Source organism: Streptomyces sp. NPDC047453 (assembly GCF_040643155.1).
In the GTDB taxonomy this organism is placed as follows: Bacteria; Actinomycetota; Actinomycetes; order Streptomycetales; family Streptomycetaceae; genus Streptomyces.
Window position 1 is genome coordinate 1 of the sequence record NZ_JBEYTS010000053.1, and the last position, 18,100, is coordinate 18,100.

16 protein-coding genes and 2 pseudogenes are annotated in these 18,100 nt (G+C 70.3%); 6 read left to right on the top strand and 12 right to left on the bottom strand.

Annotated elements, in window-relative coordinates:
- Positions 1 to 217: 217 nt before the first annotated feature.
- The 3 genes from ABZ818_RS31315 to ABZ818_RS31325 all read right to left on the bottom strand — a co-directional run bounded on the left by ABZ818_RS31315 (position 218) and on the right by ABZ818_RS31325 (position 1,586).
- Positions 218 to 403, bottom strand: coding sequence for a hypothetical protein (locus tag ABZ818_RS31315; protein ID WP_361422016.1), 186 nt, complete (start codon positions 401 to 403; stop codon positions 218 to 220).
- A gap of 367 nt (positions 404 to 770) precedes the next feature.
- The gene (locus ABZ818_RS31320) at positions 771 to 1,010 is read right to left on the bottom strand and encodes a hypothetical protein (RefSeq protein WP_361422019.1); all 240 of its coding nucleotides are present in this window, start codon (positions 1,008 to 1,010) and stop codon (positions 771 to 773) included.
- A gap of 306 nt (positions 1,011 to 1,316) precedes the next feature.
- Positions 1,317 to 1,586: a hypothetical protein gene (locus ABZ818_RS31325; protein WP_361422022.1), complete on the bottom strand. Its 270-nt coding sequence runs from the start codon at positions 1,584 to 1,586 to the stop codon at positions 1,317 to 1,319.
- A 202-nt stretch (positions 1,587 to 1,788) separates the two neighbouring features.
- Here ABZ818_RS31325 and ABZ818_RS31330 point away from each other — a divergent pair, with 202 nt between their 5' ends.
- A complete protein-coding gene (locus tag ABZ818_RS31330) occupies positions 1,789 to 2,433 on the top strand; it encodes an SMI1/KNR4 family protein (RefSeq protein ID WP_361422025.1) in 645 nt (214 codons plus the stop codon).
- A gap of 593 nt (positions 2,434 to 3,026) precedes the next feature.
- Here ABZ818_RS31330 and ABZ818_RS31335 read toward each other — a convergent pair.
- Positions 3,027 to 3,683: a DUF6233 domain-containing protein gene (locus tag ABZ818_RS31335; RefSeq protein WP_361422028.1), complete on the bottom strand. Its 657-nt coding sequence runs from the start codon at positions 3,681 to 3,683 to the stop codon at positions 3,027 to 3,029.
- 161 nt (positions 3,684 to 3,844) lie between these two features.
- Between ABZ818_RS31335 and ABZ818_RS31340 the strand changes: the two genes are divergently transcribed.
- From ABZ818_RS31340 to ABZ818_RS31350, 3 genes are read left to right on the top strand one after another with little or no spacing between them, the layout of a single operon-like run.
- Positions 3,845 to 6,115, top strand: coding sequence for a plasmid pRiA4b ORF-3 family protein (locus tag ABZ818_RS31340; RefSeq protein WP_361422031.1), 2,271 nt, complete (start codon positions 3,845 to 3,847; stop codon positions 6,113 to 6,115).
- A complete protein-coding gene (locus ABZ818_RS31345) occupies positions 6,112 to 9,048 on the top strand; it encodes a DEAD/DEAH box helicase (protein WP_361422034.1) in 2,937 nt (978 codons plus the stop codon). The genes ABZ818_RS31340 and ABZ818_RS31345 overlap by 4 nt, the downstream gene beginning before the upstream one ends.
- Positions 9,045 to 10,328 (top strand): SWIM zinc finger family protein, encoded by a 1,284-nt coding sequence (locus ABZ818_RS31350; protein ID WP_361422037.1) that lies wholly within the window; start codon positions 9,045 to 9,047, stop codon positions 10,326 to 10,328. The genes ABZ818_RS31345 and ABZ818_RS31350 overlap by 4 nt, the downstream gene beginning before the upstream one ends.
- A gap of 332 nt (positions 10,329 to 10,660) precedes the next feature.
- Here the strand turns inward: ABZ818_RS31350 and ABZ818_RS31355 are convergent, their stop codons facing one another.
- Both ABZ818_RS31355 and ABZ818_RS31360 read right to left on the bottom strand, forming a co-directional pair.
- On the bottom strand, positions 10,661 to 11,182 hold the full coding sequence (locus ABZ818_RS31355; protein WP_361422040.1) for a hypothetical protein: 522 nt from the start codon (positions 11,180 to 11,182) through the stop codon (positions 10,661 to 10,663).
- A gap of 400 nt (positions 11,183 to 11,582) precedes the next feature.
- Positions 11,583 to 11,759 (bottom strand): annotated as a pseudogene (locus ABZ818_RS31360) (transposase); the annotation flags it as partial.
- Positions 11,760 to 11,984: 225 nt separating this feature from the next.
- Here ABZ818_RS31360 and ABZ818_RS31365 point away from each other — a divergent pair.
- Both ABZ818_RS31365 and ABZ818_RS31370 read left to right on the top strand, forming a co-directional pair.
- The gene (locus ABZ818_RS31365) at positions 11,985 to 12,764 is read left to right on the top strand and encodes an alpha/beta hydrolase (protein ID WP_361422043.1); all 780 of its coding nucleotides are present in this window, start codon (positions 11,985 to 11,987) and stop codon (positions 12,762 to 12,764) included.
- Positions 12,761 to 14,035 (top strand): cytochrome P450, encoded by a 1,275-nt coding sequence (locus ABZ818_RS31370; protein ID WP_361422046.1) that lies wholly within the window; start codon positions 12,761 to 12,763, stop codon positions 14,033 to 14,035. The genes ABZ818_RS31365 and ABZ818_RS31370 overlap by 4 nt, the downstream gene beginning before the upstream one ends.
- A gap of 52 nt (positions 14,036 to 14,087) precedes the next feature.
- On the opposite strand, the gene ABZ818_RS31375 is transcribed toward ABZ818_RS31370, so the two are convergent.
- The 6 genes and pseudogenes from ABZ818_RS31375 to ABZ818_RS31400 all read right to left on the bottom strand — a co-directional run.
- A complete protein-coding gene (locus tag ABZ818_RS31375) occupies positions 14,088 to 14,303 on the bottom strand; it encodes a hypothetical protein (protein ID WP_361422049.1) in 216 nt (71 codons plus the stop codon).
- A gap of 252 nt (positions 14,304 to 14,555) precedes the next feature.
- Positions 14,556 to 14,855: a hypothetical protein gene (locus ABZ818_RS31380; protein ID WP_361422052.1), complete on the bottom strand. Its 300-nt coding sequence runs from the start codon at positions 14,853 to 14,855 to the stop codon at positions 14,556 to 14,558.
- Complete coding sequence (locus ABZ818_RS31385; RefSeq protein WP_361422055.1) at positions 14,842 to 15,150, bottom strand: hypothetical protein; 309 nt, start codon at positions 15,148 to 15,150, stop codon at positions 14,842 to 14,844. The genes ABZ818_RS31380 and ABZ818_RS31385 overlap by 14 nt, the downstream gene beginning before the upstream one ends.
- Positions 15,066 to 16,322: a substrate-binding domain-containing protein gene (locus ABZ818_RS31390; protein ID WP_361422058.1), complete on the bottom strand. Its 1,257-nt coding sequence runs from the start codon at positions 16,320 to 16,322 to the stop codon at positions 15,066 to 15,068. The genes ABZ818_RS31385 and ABZ818_RS31390 overlap by 85 nt, the downstream gene beginning before the upstream one ends.
- A gap of 133 nt (positions 16,323 to 16,455) precedes the next feature.
- The gene (locus ABZ818_RS31395) at positions 16,456 to 17,241 is read right to left on the bottom strand and encodes a hypothetical protein (RefSeq protein ID WP_361422120.1); all 786 of its coding nucleotides are present in this window, start codon (positions 17,239 to 17,241) and stop codon (positions 16,456 to 16,458) included.
- A 14-nt stretch (positions 17,242 to 17,255) separates the two neighbouring features.
- A pseudogene (locus tag ABZ818_RS31400) lies at positions 17,256 to 17,504 on the bottom strand (ISAzo13 family transposase); the annotation flags it as partial.
- Positions 17,505 to 18,100 lie beyond the last annotated feature (596 nt).

Consider the following 18,100-nt stretch of genomic DNA (forward strand, 5'->3'; position numbering starts at 1 on the left):
AGACGCGCACTCCCTACGACGAATCCACCGCGTGGTCACACCACGCGACCCTCTCGGCCGCCACTTGACACCACAACGGCATGGGATGTCTGACCAGCCAAGGCGCCAACCTGCGGCTTCGTGCTGTGGACACCACGAGTCCCGTTGTTCCCCGCCAGGTACCGCGTGATCAGGCACGCGGAGGGCACGCCCCGTTGCTGGCGGCCACGCCCCAGCTTCAGCGTTGTCCTGGCGGCCGTTCGTCCGCCCGCTGTGGCTGCCGCTGCCCGGTACGGACCTTCTCTTGCCACCGGGCAGCCAACCCGGCCTCGAAGTTCGCCAGCCGAAGATTGAGATCTGTCACGAGCTGATAGAAGGCGTCGCCGACGTCGCCTGTGTCGGCGTCGGTGAGCAGCTCGCACACGGGGCACAGGGCCGGGTCACGGTAGAGGAGTGTCCCGTCCTCCGCCCAGCTGTCGAATTGGATCACTGATCCGAGCCGCCCGCACCAGTCGCAGGGCTCCGGGGACCCCACAGTCGCCTCATCCATTGCCGCAAGGTAGCGCAGCGTGCGGGACTGACCTGCGGCCGTTAGGTTCCCACTTCCTCAACTCTGCTTCACTGGTGAGCACCTGCGCTGGTACCCGAAGCACCGTCTCTGAGCAGAGGAAGAGCCGTCGTCGACTGTCGTGATCTGTCATCGTTGAGCACCCCCGCACGGCCCAGAGACGGCCCGAGCGGGGTGTCGCGGTTCGCTGCTGCACCGCACAGGCGCCCGGGGCTGGTGACCCCTACCTGTTCTGCCTCTCTGCCTTCCTGATCCGGAGAAGGTGCACGGCTCCAGTAACCCAGCTCAGGAACAGCAGGCCAGCAGCGGGCTCAAGCATCTGTACCCAGCGGTCACCGTCCGTGATCAACTCGGCAAGGTAAATCCCCGCGTCCATGCTCCCCATCATGAAGAAAAGGCCCGAGATCCTACCAAGTGATCCCCGTTTCTTGCCGGTTCCTGCTCCCACCTGAACACTCTGCATGCCGCTCATGATGAGTGCGATCAGGCCGCACGGCTATAACCCGACAGCTATCGTGACCATGGGACGACGCCAGCACCCGCCCACGCGGTCGGTGTAGCGACTTTGGCCTGGAGTTTCAATGACCCAGTCAAGCGCCGCACTCGGATCCTGGAGCACCAGTTTGGAAGATCGCGTATGCGGATCCGGCCTGACCTGGCAGAACGGTGGCTGGGTGTTCTCGGGAGGATCGCCGACGTTCCCCGTTGGTCCCCGCTGCTTGCTCTCCCATCGGGCACGCAAGGGGCACGGGGGGCTGCCTGGGTGCGGCTACGACGACGGAGCCGGCTTTCTGCGCCGGGTGAATCGACGGCAGGCTACCCAGAGGTTGACCAAGAACAGCACTGATCCGGCGATGGGCCAGCCCACGGATCCACCGTCGCGGTAGGTCTCGATACCGATCACCAGCAGCAGTGAACCGACTGCCACGCCCACCACATCGAGGAGCACGTCTGCCAGCCTCGCGATCTTCGAAAGGTTGATCACGGCTAGATCGTGGCAGGTGACCGCGCGCATTGCCAAGGGCCGTTTCTCTGCCACGACCTGCGCCTTCCCACGAGGTCGGTGGAGACTCAATGGTCGAGTCAAGCTCCTGCGGGTCAGCGGTCGGCGGCTGTCGTCGCCTGTCATCGTTGAGTCCCCTCGCACGGCCCAGAGACGGCCCAGCCGGATGTGCCGGGGGCACGGCCACCGTCGGCTGTTCTCAAGGGGTTGTCGGCATCGGGTGGCAGGATGCCGGGCCATGACCGCATCGATCAGTGAGTCGTGGACGCGAATCGAGAACTGGCTGGCCGAGCATGCGCCGGCGACCTACGCCGCGCTGGCGCCGCCCGCGGATCCGGCGGACATCGCGGCGACCGAACGCGTCATCGGCCGGCCACTGCTGAAGCCCTTGGTGATGTCGCTGCTGCGGCACGACGGTCTCCTCGATCAGCGGGGCTGGCTGCTGCCAGGGTTCTACAGACCGATGAGTGCACGCGAGATAGTGGCTGAGTGGCAACGCTTCACCGGCTTCTACGACAAGCGCACGGCGGATGAGAAAGGGGAGGAGGCGGACTACGACTTCATGAAGATCGGGTTCAGTAGCGTCCTGTACGGACACCCGCAGTTGATCCCCATCGCGCGGGACGTCAGCGGGGGTTTCCTCGTACTGGACCACCGTCCCGAGATCGACCGGGGGCGCGTCCACGAAGCCGATGCCGTGGACGGCATTATGCGTAAATCGCACGAGATGTGGACGTCCCTGCCGGTGCTCATGGAGGCGATCGCCACGTCTCTCGAGACCGGCCAGCCCCTCAACGGCTACACGCCGGTAGTGGACGAGGAGCAATGGCTGTACTGGGACTCCATGCCGCTGCGCAGTGATCGGACCGTGCATCGGTCATGACGCAGCAGCGGATAGCGAGGTCGGTGGAGCGGCTTTGGGCTGGAGTTTCAATGACCCAATCAAGCGTCGCCGCGCTCGGGTCCTGGAGCACCAGTTTGGAAGATCGCGTAACCGGGTCGTGCCTGACCTGGCACAACGTTGCGGGCTTCGCCCCTTCGCGCAAGCGCGGACCCCCTGGTGCGGCCTGCCCGCACAACCAGCGAAGCAGGTCAGTAAAGGCCCGAGCCCACGATGTCAGGGCCGCGCGCCCTTGGGGCCGTCGCCCTCACAGGTCACAGAGCTCTCGGGAATTTGTTCGGCTCCGCAGTCGCAGAACCACCGTTCGGTGTCGGCGGTGTTCACCCAAGTTTCCCCGCCGCAGGCAGAGCAGCTGCTTATCGTCATCGGCACGGCTCCACGGTAGTGCGCACAGGCCGACGGCATCTCCGGGCTGGTTCACGGGCGATCGGCCGGTGTGCTCACAGGCCGAAGAGCAGGTCCCGAGCAGCATCCTGGGTGCGGAAGAGACGCTCTTGACGTACGTGTGGGTCGCCGAGGGCGACAACCTCCTCTGTTCTCTGTTCCTTGTCGCGCCGCTCTTTCGGGCTGGGCGGTTATGGGGGCGTTTCGCTGGGGTCCGTGTCCTGCAGAGATTCGTCGTCGCGCTGTTGTTGGGTCTGGTGGTTCTGGTCGGTCTGATGCTGTTCCGGGGTGAGGGATCGGGCCGCGTCGCACTCAATGCAGGCTGCTGAGCGGGGTTGATGGAGCGCGGCAAGGGCCTCTTCCCGGGTGAGTGTCTGGTCGCTGGGGGTGCAGCCGACGACGTGGAGGAGTGTGGCGCCCGGGTGTCCGGGGCGGTGGGGCAGGTACTGGAGTGTCCATGCGGGCGGGCGTTTCTGGGACGGGGTGTCTGTTCCGGACAGACGGTGGGTCGGGACGTGCTCGTAGGAGACACCGGGTACCGGGCGTCCGTGTGCGGGACTCACCCAGACTCGCTGCTCGGCAGGTTCGGCGGAGCCGTTTGTGCCGTCCTGCCACACCAGGATTCCTACTTGGTAGAGCCAGCCGTCCTTCACCTGTCGGCGGGCGTGCAGCCGTCCGCGGACTTCCTGGGCGTCGGGGAGTATGACGAAGATCGGTGGCACGCGGTGGGCGTCCTTTCCCTGGTCCACGATGACTACTCTTGTCCTTTTCGCTCGGATGACGGGCCCAGGCCTTTGGGCCGTCCACGGCTGTCTCTCGCACCGTCTTGCTTGGTTCAGCTCAGGCACAAGATGCGGTTCATGCGCAAGTCGGCCGGGGAAATTCCGCCCGACGGCCGGGCCGATGGTTGCCGACTGTAAGAATTGCAGGGTCAGCCGTTCGGCGTACAGTGACGGGCGCGTCGTGTGCCCCGGTGCTTATGCCTCCGACGAGTGGGAAGCCCTCAGCCATGACCGCCCAGCGCAGCCCCGGGGAGCGCACTGCTTCCGTCCACCAGCTCAAGGTCGCTCTGGTGGGGATGAAACCTCCGGTGTGGCGGCGGCTGGTGGTGCCTTCGGACATCACCCTGGGGTCGCTGCACGACGTGATCCAGGTGACGTTCGGCTGGGAGGGCATGCACCTGCACGCCTTCGAGGACCGCTCCGGCGGACGGTACGCCCCTCCGGAGGACCTCGACACCCCGGTCTTCGACGAGGAGGAGGCCGCCCTCGCGGACGTCCTGCCGGGCACCGGCGGCCGCATGGACTACTCGTACGACTTCGGCGACGACTGGCTGCACCGGATCACGGTGGAGGCCGTCCGCCCCGTCCGGGAGGGCGAAGGGGAGCACGCGGTGTGCACGGGCGGGCGCCGGGCCATGCCGCCCGCCGAGGACCTCGGCGGTGTGTGGGGACTGGCCGCACTGCTGGAGCGGTACGCGGACGGGGAGCGGCCGAGCCCCATGCTTGTCCGGCACGGCGGTGAGGAGTGGGTGGAGTACGACGGCCTGCACGACGAGGTGCTGGCGGGCCTGTACGAGGAAGGCTTCGACCCGGCCGCCTTCGATCCCGCCGAGCTCACCGGGGAGCTCGCGCAGGTGCCACTGCGCCGGGCGGTGGGCACGAAGCGGAAGAGGCGCGGCGGGCCGGGCGGACGCCAGGCTTCGCCGGGGATGTACCGGTGCGAGTGCGGCGGTCTGCACCCGCTGCCCGGCGGCGCGGGGCCGCTTGCCGAGGACGACGGGCCGGACGACGAGATGTCGCTGTCCGATGTCCTGGAAGCCGTGGGCCTGCGGTTGCCGGCCGTGCGGCTGCCCGGCGAGGCGGAGCTGGCTCGCGCGGTGCGCGAGGTGCCCGCCTTCATGGCGGCGGTACGGCTCGCGCACTGGTGCGGCGACGGTCAGGAACTGACCCCGAAGGAGGTGCTGCGGCCGAAGCTCGCCCGGCAGGCCGTGGAGGAGGCTGAGCTGTGGCGCGTCGACCCCGACGAGTGGGGTGATGCCGAGGAGCGGGCCGCGCGGCTGGCGAAGGTCCGCAGCGCGGCTGACATGGAGCCGCTGGCTCTGCCCTGGGACTGGGCGCTGAACTGTGGCTTCGTCGAGGTGGAAGGCAACCGGGCGTACGCCGGCGACGAACTGCCGGACCAGGACGACGACGCGGCACTCCTGGCTGCCTGGCAGGAAGCGGTGGCGGGTGCGGCGGTCGAACTCTCCCTCGCCTTCCCCGCGTTGGACGAGTTGCTGGGCGGGCTGCAGCCGCTGCGGGAGCTGACCGAGGAAGCCCCGCCGCTGGTGTTCCTGATGCTGATCACGGCGTACGGGCTGCCTGACGGGGAGTGGCTGGATGTCGCCGGTTTCCTCACCGACGGCATGGAAGGGCTGCCCGAAGGTCCGGCCCGGCGGCTGGTCTCGGCGCTCCTCGTCGACCAGTACCACGACACCGCCGGGACTCTGGAGCTGTTCGGGGCCGCCGAACGCGAGGGCCACGAGCCTTTGGTGGAAGGCGCCGCGCTCGCCCTGCTGCTCGACGGGCCCGACGGCGGCACGCCGTCTGCCGGCCGCTTCCGGCTCACTGCGCTGGGCCGCTCCGGCCTGCGCGCGCTGCTGGTGGCGGCAGGCGTCCCGGCACCGGTGATCGGCTCGCTCGCCCAGGCGGATGCCTCCGCGCTGCTGGCCGCGCTCGGCTCGTACCGCTCCGAGACGGACGCGGCGGCGGAGGTGGCGGGCTGGCTGGCGGCCCGCCCCACGGCGGACGCGGCCGTCCAGGTGGTGGACGCCTGCGACGGCACGGAGCCGGCCGATGCCCTGCGCCGCCTGCAGGCCCCGCGGGTGCTGGCCGCCGTACTGGAGGCGGACCGCACCGGGCGGGCGAAGGCGGTGCTGCGCAAGGCGGCGGTCTCGAAGGTCACCGGCTGTTCGCACGCGGCGGCTTCGATGCTGCGCCGGATCGGTGAACCCGCCGAGGGGGAAGAGGCGTGGGGTTTGGAGTGGATGCTGGTGGACGGTGCGCTGCCGTTCGCCAGGGCGGGCGAGCAGGCGCTCCGCGAACGGCTGCTGGCGGGCGCCGAGGGGGGCCGGCGTCCGCTCGATCAGCTGGCCGAGCGCGCCGACGACCTGTGGCGGGCCGGCCACCCGCACGCCGGCGAGGTGCTCGGCGCGCTGGCCGATGCCGTCAAGCCCGTCGACAAGGCCCTGGCCAAGCGGCTGCGGAAGGCCGCGTTCAAGGCGGGGAGCGCCAAGTGAGCCTGCTCGTGAGGGAGATCGGCACCGAAGCCGCACCGCTCGCCAATCCCGCTGCCACCGCCTGGGCCCGCGAGCATCTCGTCGCCAGCGGCTGGGCGGCCGTGTTCGCCCCGGCCGAGCCGGGACAGCCGGCCCGGCTCGGCCGTTTGGTGCTCTACCGGTCCGCCGCCGACGCCCGCTGCGTGCCCGCCCAGGCCGCCGCGCCGGAGGCAGTGGAGCGGGTCCGGCTGCCGCTGGTTCTGCCACACGGCGCCGGGGTGCGCACCCGCACCGTCGAAGGGTGGGCTCTCGGCCCGTGCGCCGCGCTCGCCCTCCTGCTCGACCTGCCTGAGACCGGGGTTCATCCCTCCCTCCTCGCGTGGGAAGCCGTCGCCCGTCTCGCCCTTCGACTGCTGGGCGAGGGACGCCTGTATCCGGCGCTGACCTCCGACACGTACACCATTTGGCGCTTCGGACCGCCCGGTGCGAGCGGAAAGCGGGACCTGGACGCGCTGGCCGCTGCCCTGCCGCCGTACGCCCACAACCTCCCCGCGCCCTCGACGGACGACAAGACCGTACGAATCGCCGAACCGGCTGCTCTGATAGGGGAGTTCTGTGACGCGCTCGCGGATGCTCTGCCGCGCACGCCGGCGGCCGGCTGGGCCGTGCCCGGCAATCCGTACGCCGACCGGGCCACCGCCCTGCATCCGGGCCTGGTCGAGTGGGCGGTCGAGGCCGCCGCCGAGCGGGCCGCGCAGGTGAGTGTGGAACTGAGGGTGGAGCCCCCGGCCGGGCGGCGCCGCGCCTTCCGGGCCGTGCTGCAACTGCGCACCGCGGCCGATCCGTCCCTGGTTCTGGACGCCGCCGAGCTGTGGGCCGACCCGCACCGCGCACAGCGCCTGCTCGGCCCGCACGCCGAGGCCGAGGCGCTGCTCGCGCTGCGCCGCGCAGCCCGCGCCTGGCAGCCGCTGACCCGCCTGCTCGCCGAGGCCGCCCCCTGCGCGCTCCGGCTCGACGACGAGGAGGCCATGGACCTGCTGGGGGACGCCACCGGCGCACTGAGCATGGCGGGTGTGCGCGTGCACTGGCCACGCGAGCTGGTCAAGTCCCTAGAAACGCGTGCGGAGATCGGGGCGGTCACCGCTCCCGGTGCGACCGTGGACACCCTGCTGGGCCGCGATGCCCTGCTCGACTTCTCCTGGCATGTCGCGCTCGGAGGCGAGAAGCTCACCGAAGCCGAACTCGACCTGCTCGCCGAGGCCCGCCGTCCGCTGGTCAAGCTGCGCGACCAGTGGGTCGTCGCCGACCCGAAGCTGGTGGCCCGCCTCAAGCGGCAACGCAGCCGCGAACTCGCCCCGCTGGACGCGCTCCAAGCGGCGCTGACCGGGGAGGTGGAGTGGGACGGCGAGCGCGTCGCGGTCGAGGCGGCCGGCACCTTCGGTGAGCTGGTGGCGCGGCTGCGCGACCCCGAGGGCCGTACCCCCGTCCGGGCGCCGGAGGGCCTGACCGCCACCCTGCGCGGCTACCAGCAGCGGGGCCTTGCCTGGCTGGCGGACATGACCCGCCTCACGCTGGGCGGAGTCCTCGCCGACGACATGGGCCTCGGCAAGACCGTCACGCTGCTCGCCCTCCACCTGCACCGCCAGGAGCAGCCCGACACCGCGGGTCCCACCCTCGTGGTCTGCCCGGCCTCGCTGCTCGGCAACTGGCAGCGCGAGGCCGCCTGCTTCGTCCCCGCCGTGCCGGTACGCCGCTACCACGGCGGCGAGCGTACCCTGGACCACCTCGCCGGGAACGAACTCGTCCTGGTCACCTACGGTGTGCTGCGTCGCGACCGGGAGCGGCTCGCCGCCGTGAAGTGGTCGCTCGTCGCCGCCGACGAGGCCCAGCACGTCAAGAACCCGTACGCAACCACCGCCCGCGAACTGCGCGCCCTGCCCGCCCGCGCCCGCGTCGCGCTCACCGGCACCCCGGTGGAGAACAACCTCTCCGAACTGTGGGCACTGCTCGACTGGACCACCCCCGGCCTGCTCGGCCCACTGTCCGCCTTCCGCGACCGTTTCGCCAGAGCCATCGAGCGCGGCGCGCTGGGCATGGACGATGACGCGGAGACCGCCGATCAGGCCCGGCAGGCCGCCGAGCACCTCACTCGGCTCACCCGCCCGTTCCTGCTGCGCCGCCGCAAGTCCGACCCCGGGATCGCCCCCGAGCTCCCGGCCAAGACCGAGACCGACCACCCCGTCGCCCTCACCCGTGAGCAGGCCGCCCTGTACGAGGCGCAGGTGCGCGAGGCCATGGCCCGGATCGAGAAGGCAGACGGCATCGCCCGCCGTGGCCTGGTCCTCAAACTCCTCACCGCCCTCAAGCAGATCTGCAACCACCCCGCCCACTACTTGCGCGAGGCCGGCCCGCTGCCCGGCCGCTCCGGCAAACTGGAGCTCCTCGACGAACTACTCGGCACGGTGGTGGCCGAAGGCGAGGGCGCTCTGGTCTTCACCCAGTACACGCAGATGGGCAAGCTCCTGGAGCGGCACCTCGCCGACCGCGGCGTCCGCGCCCGCTACCTGCACGGTGCCACTGCCGTCCCTCGGCGCGAGGAGATGGTCGCCGCCTTCCAGGAGGGCGAGTTCCCCGTCTTCCTGCTCTCTCTGAAGGCAGCCGGTACCGGCCTCAACCTCACCCGCGCCACCCATGTGATCCACTACGACCGCTGGTGGAACCCGGCCGTCGAGGACCAGGCCACCGACCGTGCCTACCGGATCGGCCAGGACCGCCCCGTCCAGGTCCACCGGCTCACCACGCAGGGCACGGTCGAGGACAGGGTCGCCCGCCTGCTCGGTGCCAAGCGCGCCCTCGCGGAGCAGGTCATCGCCTCCGGTGAGGCCGCCCTGACCGAACTCTCCGACGCCGACCTCGCCGAACTCGTCGCACTCTCCAAGGAGTTCGAGGCATGACCCCCGCACGCAAGGCCCCCCGTACCGGCAGCCGCGCCTTCGCCGCCACCTGGTGGGGGCAGGCCTGGGTGGATGCCCTGGAGGCCTCCACCCTCGATAACGGTCGCCTCTCCCGCGGCCGCACCTACGCCCGCAAGGGCATGGTGGGCCCGGTCACCGTCACTCCCGGTGTGCTGCGCGCCGAGGTCGAGGGCAGCAACCCGTGGCCGTACGACGCCGCGGTGCACCTGCGCGTCCTGACCGACGCCCAGTGGGACACCCTCCTCGACGCCATCGCCGCCCAGGCCGGCCGCACCGCCGCCCTCCTCGACGGCGAGATGCCCGCCGATCTCGTCGACGACGCCCGCACCGCCGGCGTACCCCTGCTGCCCGAGCCGAGCGAACTCGACCCGGAGTGCTCCTGCCCCGACTGGGGCTACCCCTGCAAGCACGCCGCCGCCCTGTGCTACGCCACCGCCGTCCACCTTGATGACGACCCCTTCTGGCTCTTCACTCTCCGCGGCCGCACCAAGGACACCGTCCTGGCCGCGCTGCGCACCCGCCGCCAGGCCCACACGGGCGCCGCGCCGGAAACCGGCGGCACACCCCGCGGCCGGGGCGTGCCCGCCCGTGATGCGTTCGCCTCCTACAGCGGCGTCTTCGCCCCGCCCACCCCACGGACCGAGGGAGCCGAGAGTGCTCCCGCCGACGCCGGGCCGGCCCCTTTCCCCCTCACGACCACGCCCCCGCCCGAGGCCCCCTTCACCCTCGACGACCTCGAAGCCCTCACCCGGGACACCGCTCAGCGCGCCCGCGCCCTCACGGCCGGGCACACCGCCTCCCTCACCTGCACCCCGCTCGACGACGCCGTACGCCTCGCCGCGAGCGGGGTCGGCGAGCACTGGTTCCACCAACTCGTACGCGCCACCGGCCTGCCTCCACTCGACTTCGCCCTCCTGGTCCGCGCCCAGCGCCACGGCGGCCCCGCCGGCGTCGCCGTCGCCCGCACGCCCCTCACCCCCGACGCCAATGCCATGGCCGCCGCCCGCGCCGCCCTCTGCGACCCCGACAACGCCGAGACCGAGGACGACACCGCGAGCACCGTGCGGGTACGCGTCTGGCGCAACCGTCTCACCGCCGATGACGAGGACGTCCAGATCCGCCTCGGCCCCGACGGCCGATGGCATCCCTACGCCCGTGAAGGCAGCGGCTCCGCCACCCAATGGTGGCCCTGCGCCCCCGCCACAGCCGACCCCGTCGCCGCCCTCGTCGCAGCCCGCACCGCCGCCACGCGGAACTGACGGATTAAGCTGGCCGGGGCGCCCGAAGGAGGACACGATGACGACCGCATGGGACGCACTCCCGCCCTGGATGCTGCCGCCCCGGCCGAGTGGTTGGGAAGCCGGTGACCTCGACAACGCACCCGACTTCGCTCGCAACGACCATGGGACGTCTGTCACTGTCGGTCGCCGCTGGTCGCCCTCGCACGGCCCAGGGACGGCCCAGGATTGATCACTAGAGTTCGGCCGTTGGTCGACGGCGGACACCATCGAACGGGCCGCATGGATCTCAGCCGACGACAGCCAGCCACGAGGGCGGGCACGCCAACCGCGGATCGCGGATGCCGGCGCCGTCAGCCCGCCAGGGCGACCCTGAGGAGCACGATGAGCAGGCCGAGGACCAAGTTGACCGCCCCCGCGGTCACCAGTGTGCGGCCTGTGACGCCCGCGCGCACAGCAGCGGCTGTGGACCATCCGACATAACCGGCCAGCGCTACGCCCAGAGCCAGCCAAGCCGTCCCTCTTGGGTCGAGGCCCAGAAGAGGGCTGACGGCGACTGCCACGGCGGGTGGGACGGCCGCCTTGGCGATGGGCCACTGGGCCACGCACACCCGCCGGGTCTCCTTCACGCTCACCGGCTCGTACATGATCCGCTGTCCGAACAGCCGGGCCAACACGTTGGCGGCCCAGAACGCCACCCCGGTGCACAGCAACAGGATTACGAGTTTCAGCCGCGGGAAGGAACCGAGCGAGCTGGCTCCGATCACTACCGAGGCCATGAGCAGCGAGCCGTATGCGGCACCTGTGTGATCACGCCGCTGCGCAGCGTCTGCGCCAGGTGAGGGCGTGCCCTGCCCAGGCGAACTACCTTTCATGCTTTCAGTGTGGTCGCGCCTATTGCGCGCTGCACGCCCATTGGTCGGCGTCCAAAGGGCGGGGAGCTGATCTTTGCGGGGGCCGGGCGCCAGAACAGGCCACGGACCGATTGGAGGTCGTTGAGGGGACGCCTACCTGCTATGACGGCATCATTCCTCCTCAACCCACCGCCCTCCCCAGCTCCCATCCCGTCCGCCGTCGACCCACACACCGTGGAGCGGGCGTGGTCCATGGCGTCCAGGTGGAGCGCGCCACTGTACGAACGACCTGGACGCCATGGGCCGCGTCTGCTCGGCTCTGCCTGGGTCGACGGCGGACGGGATGGGGGCTCCCCGCGCACGCCACAACGAACCCGCGGTCGGCGGCGGCGCCCCCTCATCCCGGTACCGGCCGATCCCCCGTCGACCAGGCCCCGAACTCCTGCGGCATCTCCCGCCACTGCCCGCCGGTCTTGAACCGCCAGATCACGCCCTCGAGCTGCTGCCGCAGGCGCTCGGGGTAAGGGCCATACTCGCCGATCGGCAGGTATGGCCCGATGAACTCCCACTCTTCGTCCGTCAGTTGCACTCGCGTCACGCAAGATGATCTACCGAATCAGACCTCGGAGTGAGGGCGTTTCCTGCAGATTGATCACGACTCGATACGCGCCCTAATGCATGAAGTAGGAGAAAGCCACGCTTTCTGCGGCAAGACGGTGGACTCTCGGTCCGGTCCCTTGCGTGGACCCGGAGTTGACGCGACTGTGGTCCGGGGCCGGCCGGTGACCGACCGGTTTCTCTCCGTACGGCGACGGGAGCCAGCGTGACCGCATTGTCCGTTCTGCCCCATGAATTGCACGGCGACGGCCCGCACAAGGTGATCGCGGTGCACGGCTGGCTCGCGGACCGCTCCGCGTACGCCCCCGTACTGCCGGATCTCGACCTCGGTTCGTTCCAGTACGCGGTGGTGGACCTGCGGGGATACGGCGAGGCCCGGGGCGCGGTCGGCTCGTACACCACGACCGAGGGAGCCGAGGACGTGCTCGCGCTGGCCGACCGGCTCGGTTGGGAGCGGTTCTCGCTGATCGGTCACTCGATGGGCGGCTCCGTCATCCAGCGGACGCTGGCCGCCGCGCCGAAGCGGGTGCGCAGAATCGTGGGGGTGTCGCCGGTCCCTGCATCCGGCCTGCCCCTCCCGCCCGAGCAGTGGGAACTCTTCGCCGCGGCGGCGCACACCCCGCAGAACCGGCGGATCATCCTCGACATCACCACCGGGGGCCGGCGCCCGGCAGGCTGGCTGGACCGCATGGTGCGCCGCTCGGTCGAATGCAGCGACGCCAAGGCGTTCCGGGCCTGGCTGGACTCCTGGGCGAGCGAGGACTTCCACGACCAGGTCGAAGGTTCACCCGTGCCCGCCCTCGCCGTCGTGGGCGCGCTGGACCCGGCCCTGTCCGCCGAGCTGCAGCGGGCCACCTGGATGCGCTGGTTCCCGCGGGCCGAACTGGCGGAGCTGCCGTCGTGCGGCCACTACGCGATGGACGAGACCCCGCTCGACCTGATCCGGGTGGTGGAGGACTTCCTGCGGGCGGACGCCGAGGTGTGAGCGCGCCCGCCCCCGAAACGCCCGTACCGGACGTCTTCGACCCCAGGCAGTACGAGCGAGGCATCCCCCACGACCGCTACCGCCACCTGCGCGACCACCACCCCGTGGCGTGGCAGGAGGAGCCGGAGGTACTCGGCTGGCCGGCAGGCCCCGGCTTCTGGGCGGTCACCCGGCACGAGGACGTGGTCCGGGTCCTGAAGGACTCCGCGACGTACTCCTCGTACCTGGGCGCCACCCAGATCCGCGACCCGGACCCCGCCGACCTGCCGTTCATCCGCCGCATGATGCTCAACCAGGACCCGCCGCACCACCGGCGCCTGCGCGTACTGGTCAGCCGAGCCTTCACTCCGAAGCGCGTGGACCGTTTCGCCGCGGTCGTCCGTGAACGAGCCCGTTCCCTGCTCACGCGGGCGGTCACCGAGGCGCGGGCCGGCGACGGCACCTGCGACCTCGTCGCCCGGGTCACCGACGACTACGCCTTGCTCAACCTCACCGACCTGCTGGGCGTACCGGACAGCGACCGGGCTCTCCTCCTGCACTGGACCCGACGCGTCATCGGCTACCAGGACCCCGAGGAGGCCGGACCGCCGACGCTCGGCCCGGACGGCAAGCCGGTCAACCCCCGCTCCCCTTCGTCCCTGCGCGACATGTTCGACTACGCGCACACCCTGGCGGCCCACAAGCGCCGGCACCCCGCCGACGACGTGATGACGGCGCTCGCCACCGACCCCGAACTGACCGGCCCCGAACTGGAGATGTTCTTCTTCCTGCTGGTGATCGCCGGGAACGACACGGTGCGCAGCGCGGCCCCTGGCGGCCTGCACCTGCTGGCCCAACACCCGGATGCTTACTTTCAGTTGAGCAACGGCAAGGTGCAACCAGCCACCGCAATCGACGAACTGCTCCGCCGGTACCCACCGGTGCTGACCTTCCGCCGCACCGCCAACCATGACACGGAACTGTCGGGCACCCGCATCCGCGCAGGCGACAAGGTGGTCGTGTTCCACGCCTCCGCCAACCACGACGAACGCGTCTTCCCCGCCCCGTTCACCCTGGACCTCACCCGCACCCCGAACCCCCACGTCTCCTTCGGCGACGGCCCCCACGTCTGCCTCGGCGCCCACTTCGCGCGCCTGCAACTACGAGCCCTGTACGACGAGGTCTGCCGTGCTCTGCCCGCCCCACTCCAACTCTCAACTCCACCACGCCGCCTGGTGTCGAACTTCATCAACGGTCTGAAGTCGTTGCCCGTGCGAGTGGCCGACTCATGAGGCGAAGCCCTGTGCCCAGCGCCCGTGCCTTCCCTCGGGGCGAGTTGGGGCACTATTGGAAGACGGCGATCGCATCCAGAGTGACCTCCCGCAGTTCGGGGTTCCAGCCGGTGATCTTGCCGAGGCAGCGGGCCTGGACCTCGATCTCGTACTTCGTGTCGGTCTGCAGTCCGGCGGCGGGGAGCGGGACCCTGAGATGCGCTGGTTCCTCCCCGTTGCCGTACCGGGCCCGTAGGACGTAGCCGCCTGTGGGCTCGGGATGGACCATGAAGCGGCCCCGGACCGAGACGAACTCCGTGACGTCGCAGGGCTACCTGGTCCACGTTCGCAGCGCGGCCACCGGCCACCCTCAGTTCCCGGTTGAGCGCGCGGTTCGGAGACAGGACACCCGAACGCAGGTCGACGTGGACGACGGCGTCCTCCCGGTCGAACACGGACAGCAGCATGCCCACGGTCGACAGCGAAGAGTTCCCCCGCACGTAACTCGTGAACGTCTCCTGGCTGCTCTCCCGGCGCGCCTTCAGAACCAGCGACAACAGCCTGGCCCAGAACCCGATCTCGGCGGTGACCTTGCGGCGCTCCTCGACACCCTCTCCAGCGCCGCGTTGTAGTTGCCGAGCTCGTCCAAGTTCTTGACGGACTTCTCGTGCAAGTAGACGCAGATACTCAGCCCCGGGTGCTCCTTGCGGGGGCCGTTGAGTCTCCTGTGCGCCAGCGCCAGGAGCAGGACGCAGGCGCCCAGTACGCCCAGCGCCGCCACCAGCCAGGCGATCATCCATGCCCACCACGCGCCCCACCAGGCGCCGTCAACCACAGCCACGGATCTCCTTGAATGCCTCGGAGAGGGATGACTCGTCGGCGTCCACCATGTGCCCGCCGGTCGCGGCGGCCACGCGCCGCAGTTCCCCGGCGTCGGCCTCGCCGAGGTGCACGGGGTAGGTGCGGACCCGGCGGACCTTGGGCGCCAGCGCCCGGTACCGGTGTACGAACTCGGCGTACGTGATGCCGGCGTTGTTCTCGCCGTCCGTCATCAACACGATGGACACGGCCCGCCGAGGGTCTTCGCGGACGGCCGCAGCAACCGTGCGGTAGCCGTGGTCGAGCGCGGACCACACGGCGGTGGCCCCGTCGTAGTCGTCGGGGCGATGAACGCGTCGAGGGCCCGGAGGTCCCCGGGGCCGTGCACGGTGACCGTCCGCTCGCCCAGGACGCTGTCCCCGAAGCGCACCACGGTCAGCCGCTCGCCCTGGTGGAACCGGGCGAACTTGGCCGTCGGCGAGGAGTCAGCCCCGCTGAGACCGGCGAACGCGGCGCGCAGCGACGCCGTCCGGCCACCCCGCATCGAACTGGAGAAGTCCAGCAGGAAGACGACCTGGTCGGCGGCGGGGCGCCGGGGGTCGCCATAGTCGGTGATGAGCCGTTCGACGACGGCGAGATCGTCGGGGAAGTACAGCGCGTTGGCCAGCGGGACGCTCAACTCGGCCTCGCGGCGCACCGACGGGCTGACCGGGCGCCGCAGGGTCCGGCGCATGATCTCCCGCTGGTGGTCGTCGTGCGTCAGCCACTCCACCACCCGGTCGTAAGCAGCGCGGCGGCCGTCGTCGAGCAGGAGCAGCGGATAGTCCGAGAGCACCGTGCCGTCGGCGGCGTAGACGATCTCAAGGGGCTGGGGGAGCCGGCCGGACCTGTTCAGCGCGAGGAGTTCGGACTCGTAGGTGATCAGCGCGTTGGCCTTCCGCCCTCCCGCCACGAAGGCGTCGATCAGGTTCCGTGAGGTGTCGGCGGTGAGGGACTGCCCGGAGCGGAAGCCGCGCAGCCGGTCGCAGGAGACGTCCGAGGGGCGCAGCGCGCTTCCGGTGCCTGCGGCGGCGGTGGCGACCCCGACGAGAGCGGCGAGCCCGCTGCCCGAATGCCGGGGGTCGGCCATGCCGAAGCGTATGGTGCCGGTGGCGGCGGCGTCGGCGATGTCCGCCCAGGACAGGCGCCCACCGGGTACCTGCTGCCGCAGCCGCTGCGCGACGTCGCGCGTCAGGCCGATGACGACGGGTGAGCGCATGACGGCGGTACTCAGGGGTGGGCGTGCGCCGGTCCTGCCTGACTCCTTGAGCTTCAACCGGAGGTAGCGGTCGGAGGACAGCCAGGCCAGGTCGTAGTCGTGGCGCCCATCGACAGGCAGGTCGCCGACGTCGTTCGTGGCCCGGTAGTCGAGGTCGAGGCGCACGCCGGTGTCGCGTTCCAGTTTGTCGAGGACCGGCCACATGTCGGCGAGTTCGGGACTGGCCGGCACGCGCAGCGTGGTCGTCCCGTTCCCACTCGAACAGGCAGTGAGCGCGCTCCACGCGGCGACTAGGACAAGGCACAGCGCGAGAATGCCGGTCCGCGTCCGTCTACTCACACCGGGTCTTTGGTCGTCGGCCATGTCACGGGGAGCCCTCTGTCGTACCCACCGGCTCGCCTTGCCCGGTGACCGCCTGACCTGTGGGGTCGCACTGACCGACGGTTTCGATCATGCGCTCCAGCAGGGCGAGGTCGGGCAGGACCGCCCTGGTGTCGTCGGTCGACGTGACCGGCGCCGGTATCTGATGTCGTGTGAGGAAGTCGTTCAACTTGACGCTTGTGAGGCCGCTGTCGGCGTCGCGCAGCCGGAAACCCAGTTCCATGGCGCGCTCCTGGAGCGCCGGGTCGGTGGAAACAAGCCTGCCGAGCCGGTCCCCGGCGTCGCTGAGCGCGATGAGCTTGGGTTCGGTGACGAATCGCGCGGAGGGGTAGAGCAGCACGCGCTCGCTGTCCAGTGCGCCCGCCTTGCCCCGGTGCCCGATCTGATAGGCCAGAAACTGGTGCTCGTAGATGACCGCGACCGGGGCGATGCTCTTGCCTTCGGGGGAGATGTACGTCTGGTACTTCTCGAACGACGGCATTCCCTGGGCGATGAGCAGGGGCTTGATCCGCCGGGCCAGCCGGTCGGCCCCCGCCTCGGACTTCGGTATGTCGTTGCCGTTCTCCAGGAAGGCGACGAGGCCCAAGTAGGTGCCGGCGGAGTTGGATTCGCAGATATCGGAGGTCTGCGCCAGCACCTTGTTCCTGTTGTGCAGCCCGTACCGGCCCAGACCTATGTCGTCCCACCGCTTGCCCATGCCGCCGTTGGCCTGGGCGAGGTCGAGGAAGCACGCCATCTCCCCCACGTCCCGCATGACCCTGCGCGGCATCCCCCTGCGGCGGCCCTCTTGCGTCCGCCGCCGGGGCGGCGGACCCGACCCAGCGGCTCCGCACCCGCATCCAGCTCGTCGACGCCGTTGCGGACGGTGGTCTCGCTGACGTCGGCCGCCCGCGCGACAGCCCGGATCCCGCCATGCCCCAGGATCCGGGCCTCGGCCCCCATCAGCAGGCGGCGCTGACGCTCGTCCAAGTGCGGGAACAACGCCGCAAATCTCACGGCGAGTTGATCTCGAGTCTCCTGCGATATGCCCATACCGCATCAACGAGCCAGATCCGCGGAAGCAACACCTTGATTCTCTGCGAGCCCTTAGATGTTCAGCATCATGGCCTCAACGGTGTGGCCGAAGGTGCCCCGGCACGCCAGCCTTTGTGTGGGCGGACCGGCGTGCCCCATCAGTGCGTGTGTGTGGGGGAGAGAGACAACGGGATCGCTCTGCGGGCTGATGCTGGCGTAGATCAGCCATTCGCGGAAATGAGGTGAACGAACGCCTCCGCCCCTGACTGCTCGGTCCGCAAGGGATACCCAATCACACGGGAAATGCTTTGCTCAAGGCCGTCTCCAAGGCGCTTCAGCGAGCTCAGCACTGAGCGGCTGGCGCTGAGAGCCGGCGGTGAAGTCGAGGACTGCGCCTCGCGCCTCTTGGCTCTTTGGCCCCCAAGTGGCGTGAGGATCCCTGGTGCACGTGCCATTAGCCGATGTAGGCGATGGCCGAGATCTGCGGTTGGCCTGTGTGATCCGTACTACAGTTGACGCACGACCAGCAGAGGTCTGGGGCGGGCTTCCTGGCGTGCGTGCAGTCACCATCACAGTGCTGTCGTTGGTCGGCGGACCTCTCGCTGGCGGCCAGA

What these genes read in the sequence shown, in the direction of transcription:
- ABZ818_RS31395 (WP_361422120.1), bottom strand. Translation starts at nt 17,241, where the DNA reads ATGCCGCGCAGGGTCATGCGGGACGTGGGGGAGATGGCGTGCTTCCTC.
- ABZ818_RS31330 (WP_361422025.1), top strand. Translation starts at nt 1,789, where the DNA reads ATGACCGCATCGATCAGTGAGTCGTGGACGCGAATCGAGAACTGGCTG.
- ABZ818_RS31320 (WP_361422019.1), bottom strand. Translation starts at nt 1,010, where the DNA reads ATGCAGAGTGTTCAGGTGGGAGCAGGAACCGGCAAGAAACGGGGATCA.
- ABZ818_RS31375 (WP_361422049.1), bottom strand. Translation starts at nt 14,303, where the DNA reads ATGGTCCATCCCGAGCCCACAGGCGGCTACGTCCTACGGGCCCGGTAC.
- ABZ818_RS31355 (WP_361422040.1), bottom strand. Translation starts at nt 11,182, where the DNA reads ATGAAAGGTAGTTCGCCTGGGCAGGGCACGCCCTCACCTGGCGCAGAC.
- ABZ818_RS31350 (WP_361422037.1), top strand. Translation starts at nt 9,045, where the DNA reads ATGACCCCCGCACGCAAGGCCCCCCGTACCGGCAGCCGCGCCTTCGCC.
- ABZ818_RS31340 (WP_361422031.1), top strand. Translation starts at nt 3,845, where the DNA reads ATGACCGCCCAGCGCAGCCCCGGGGAGCGCACTGCTTCCGTCCACCAG.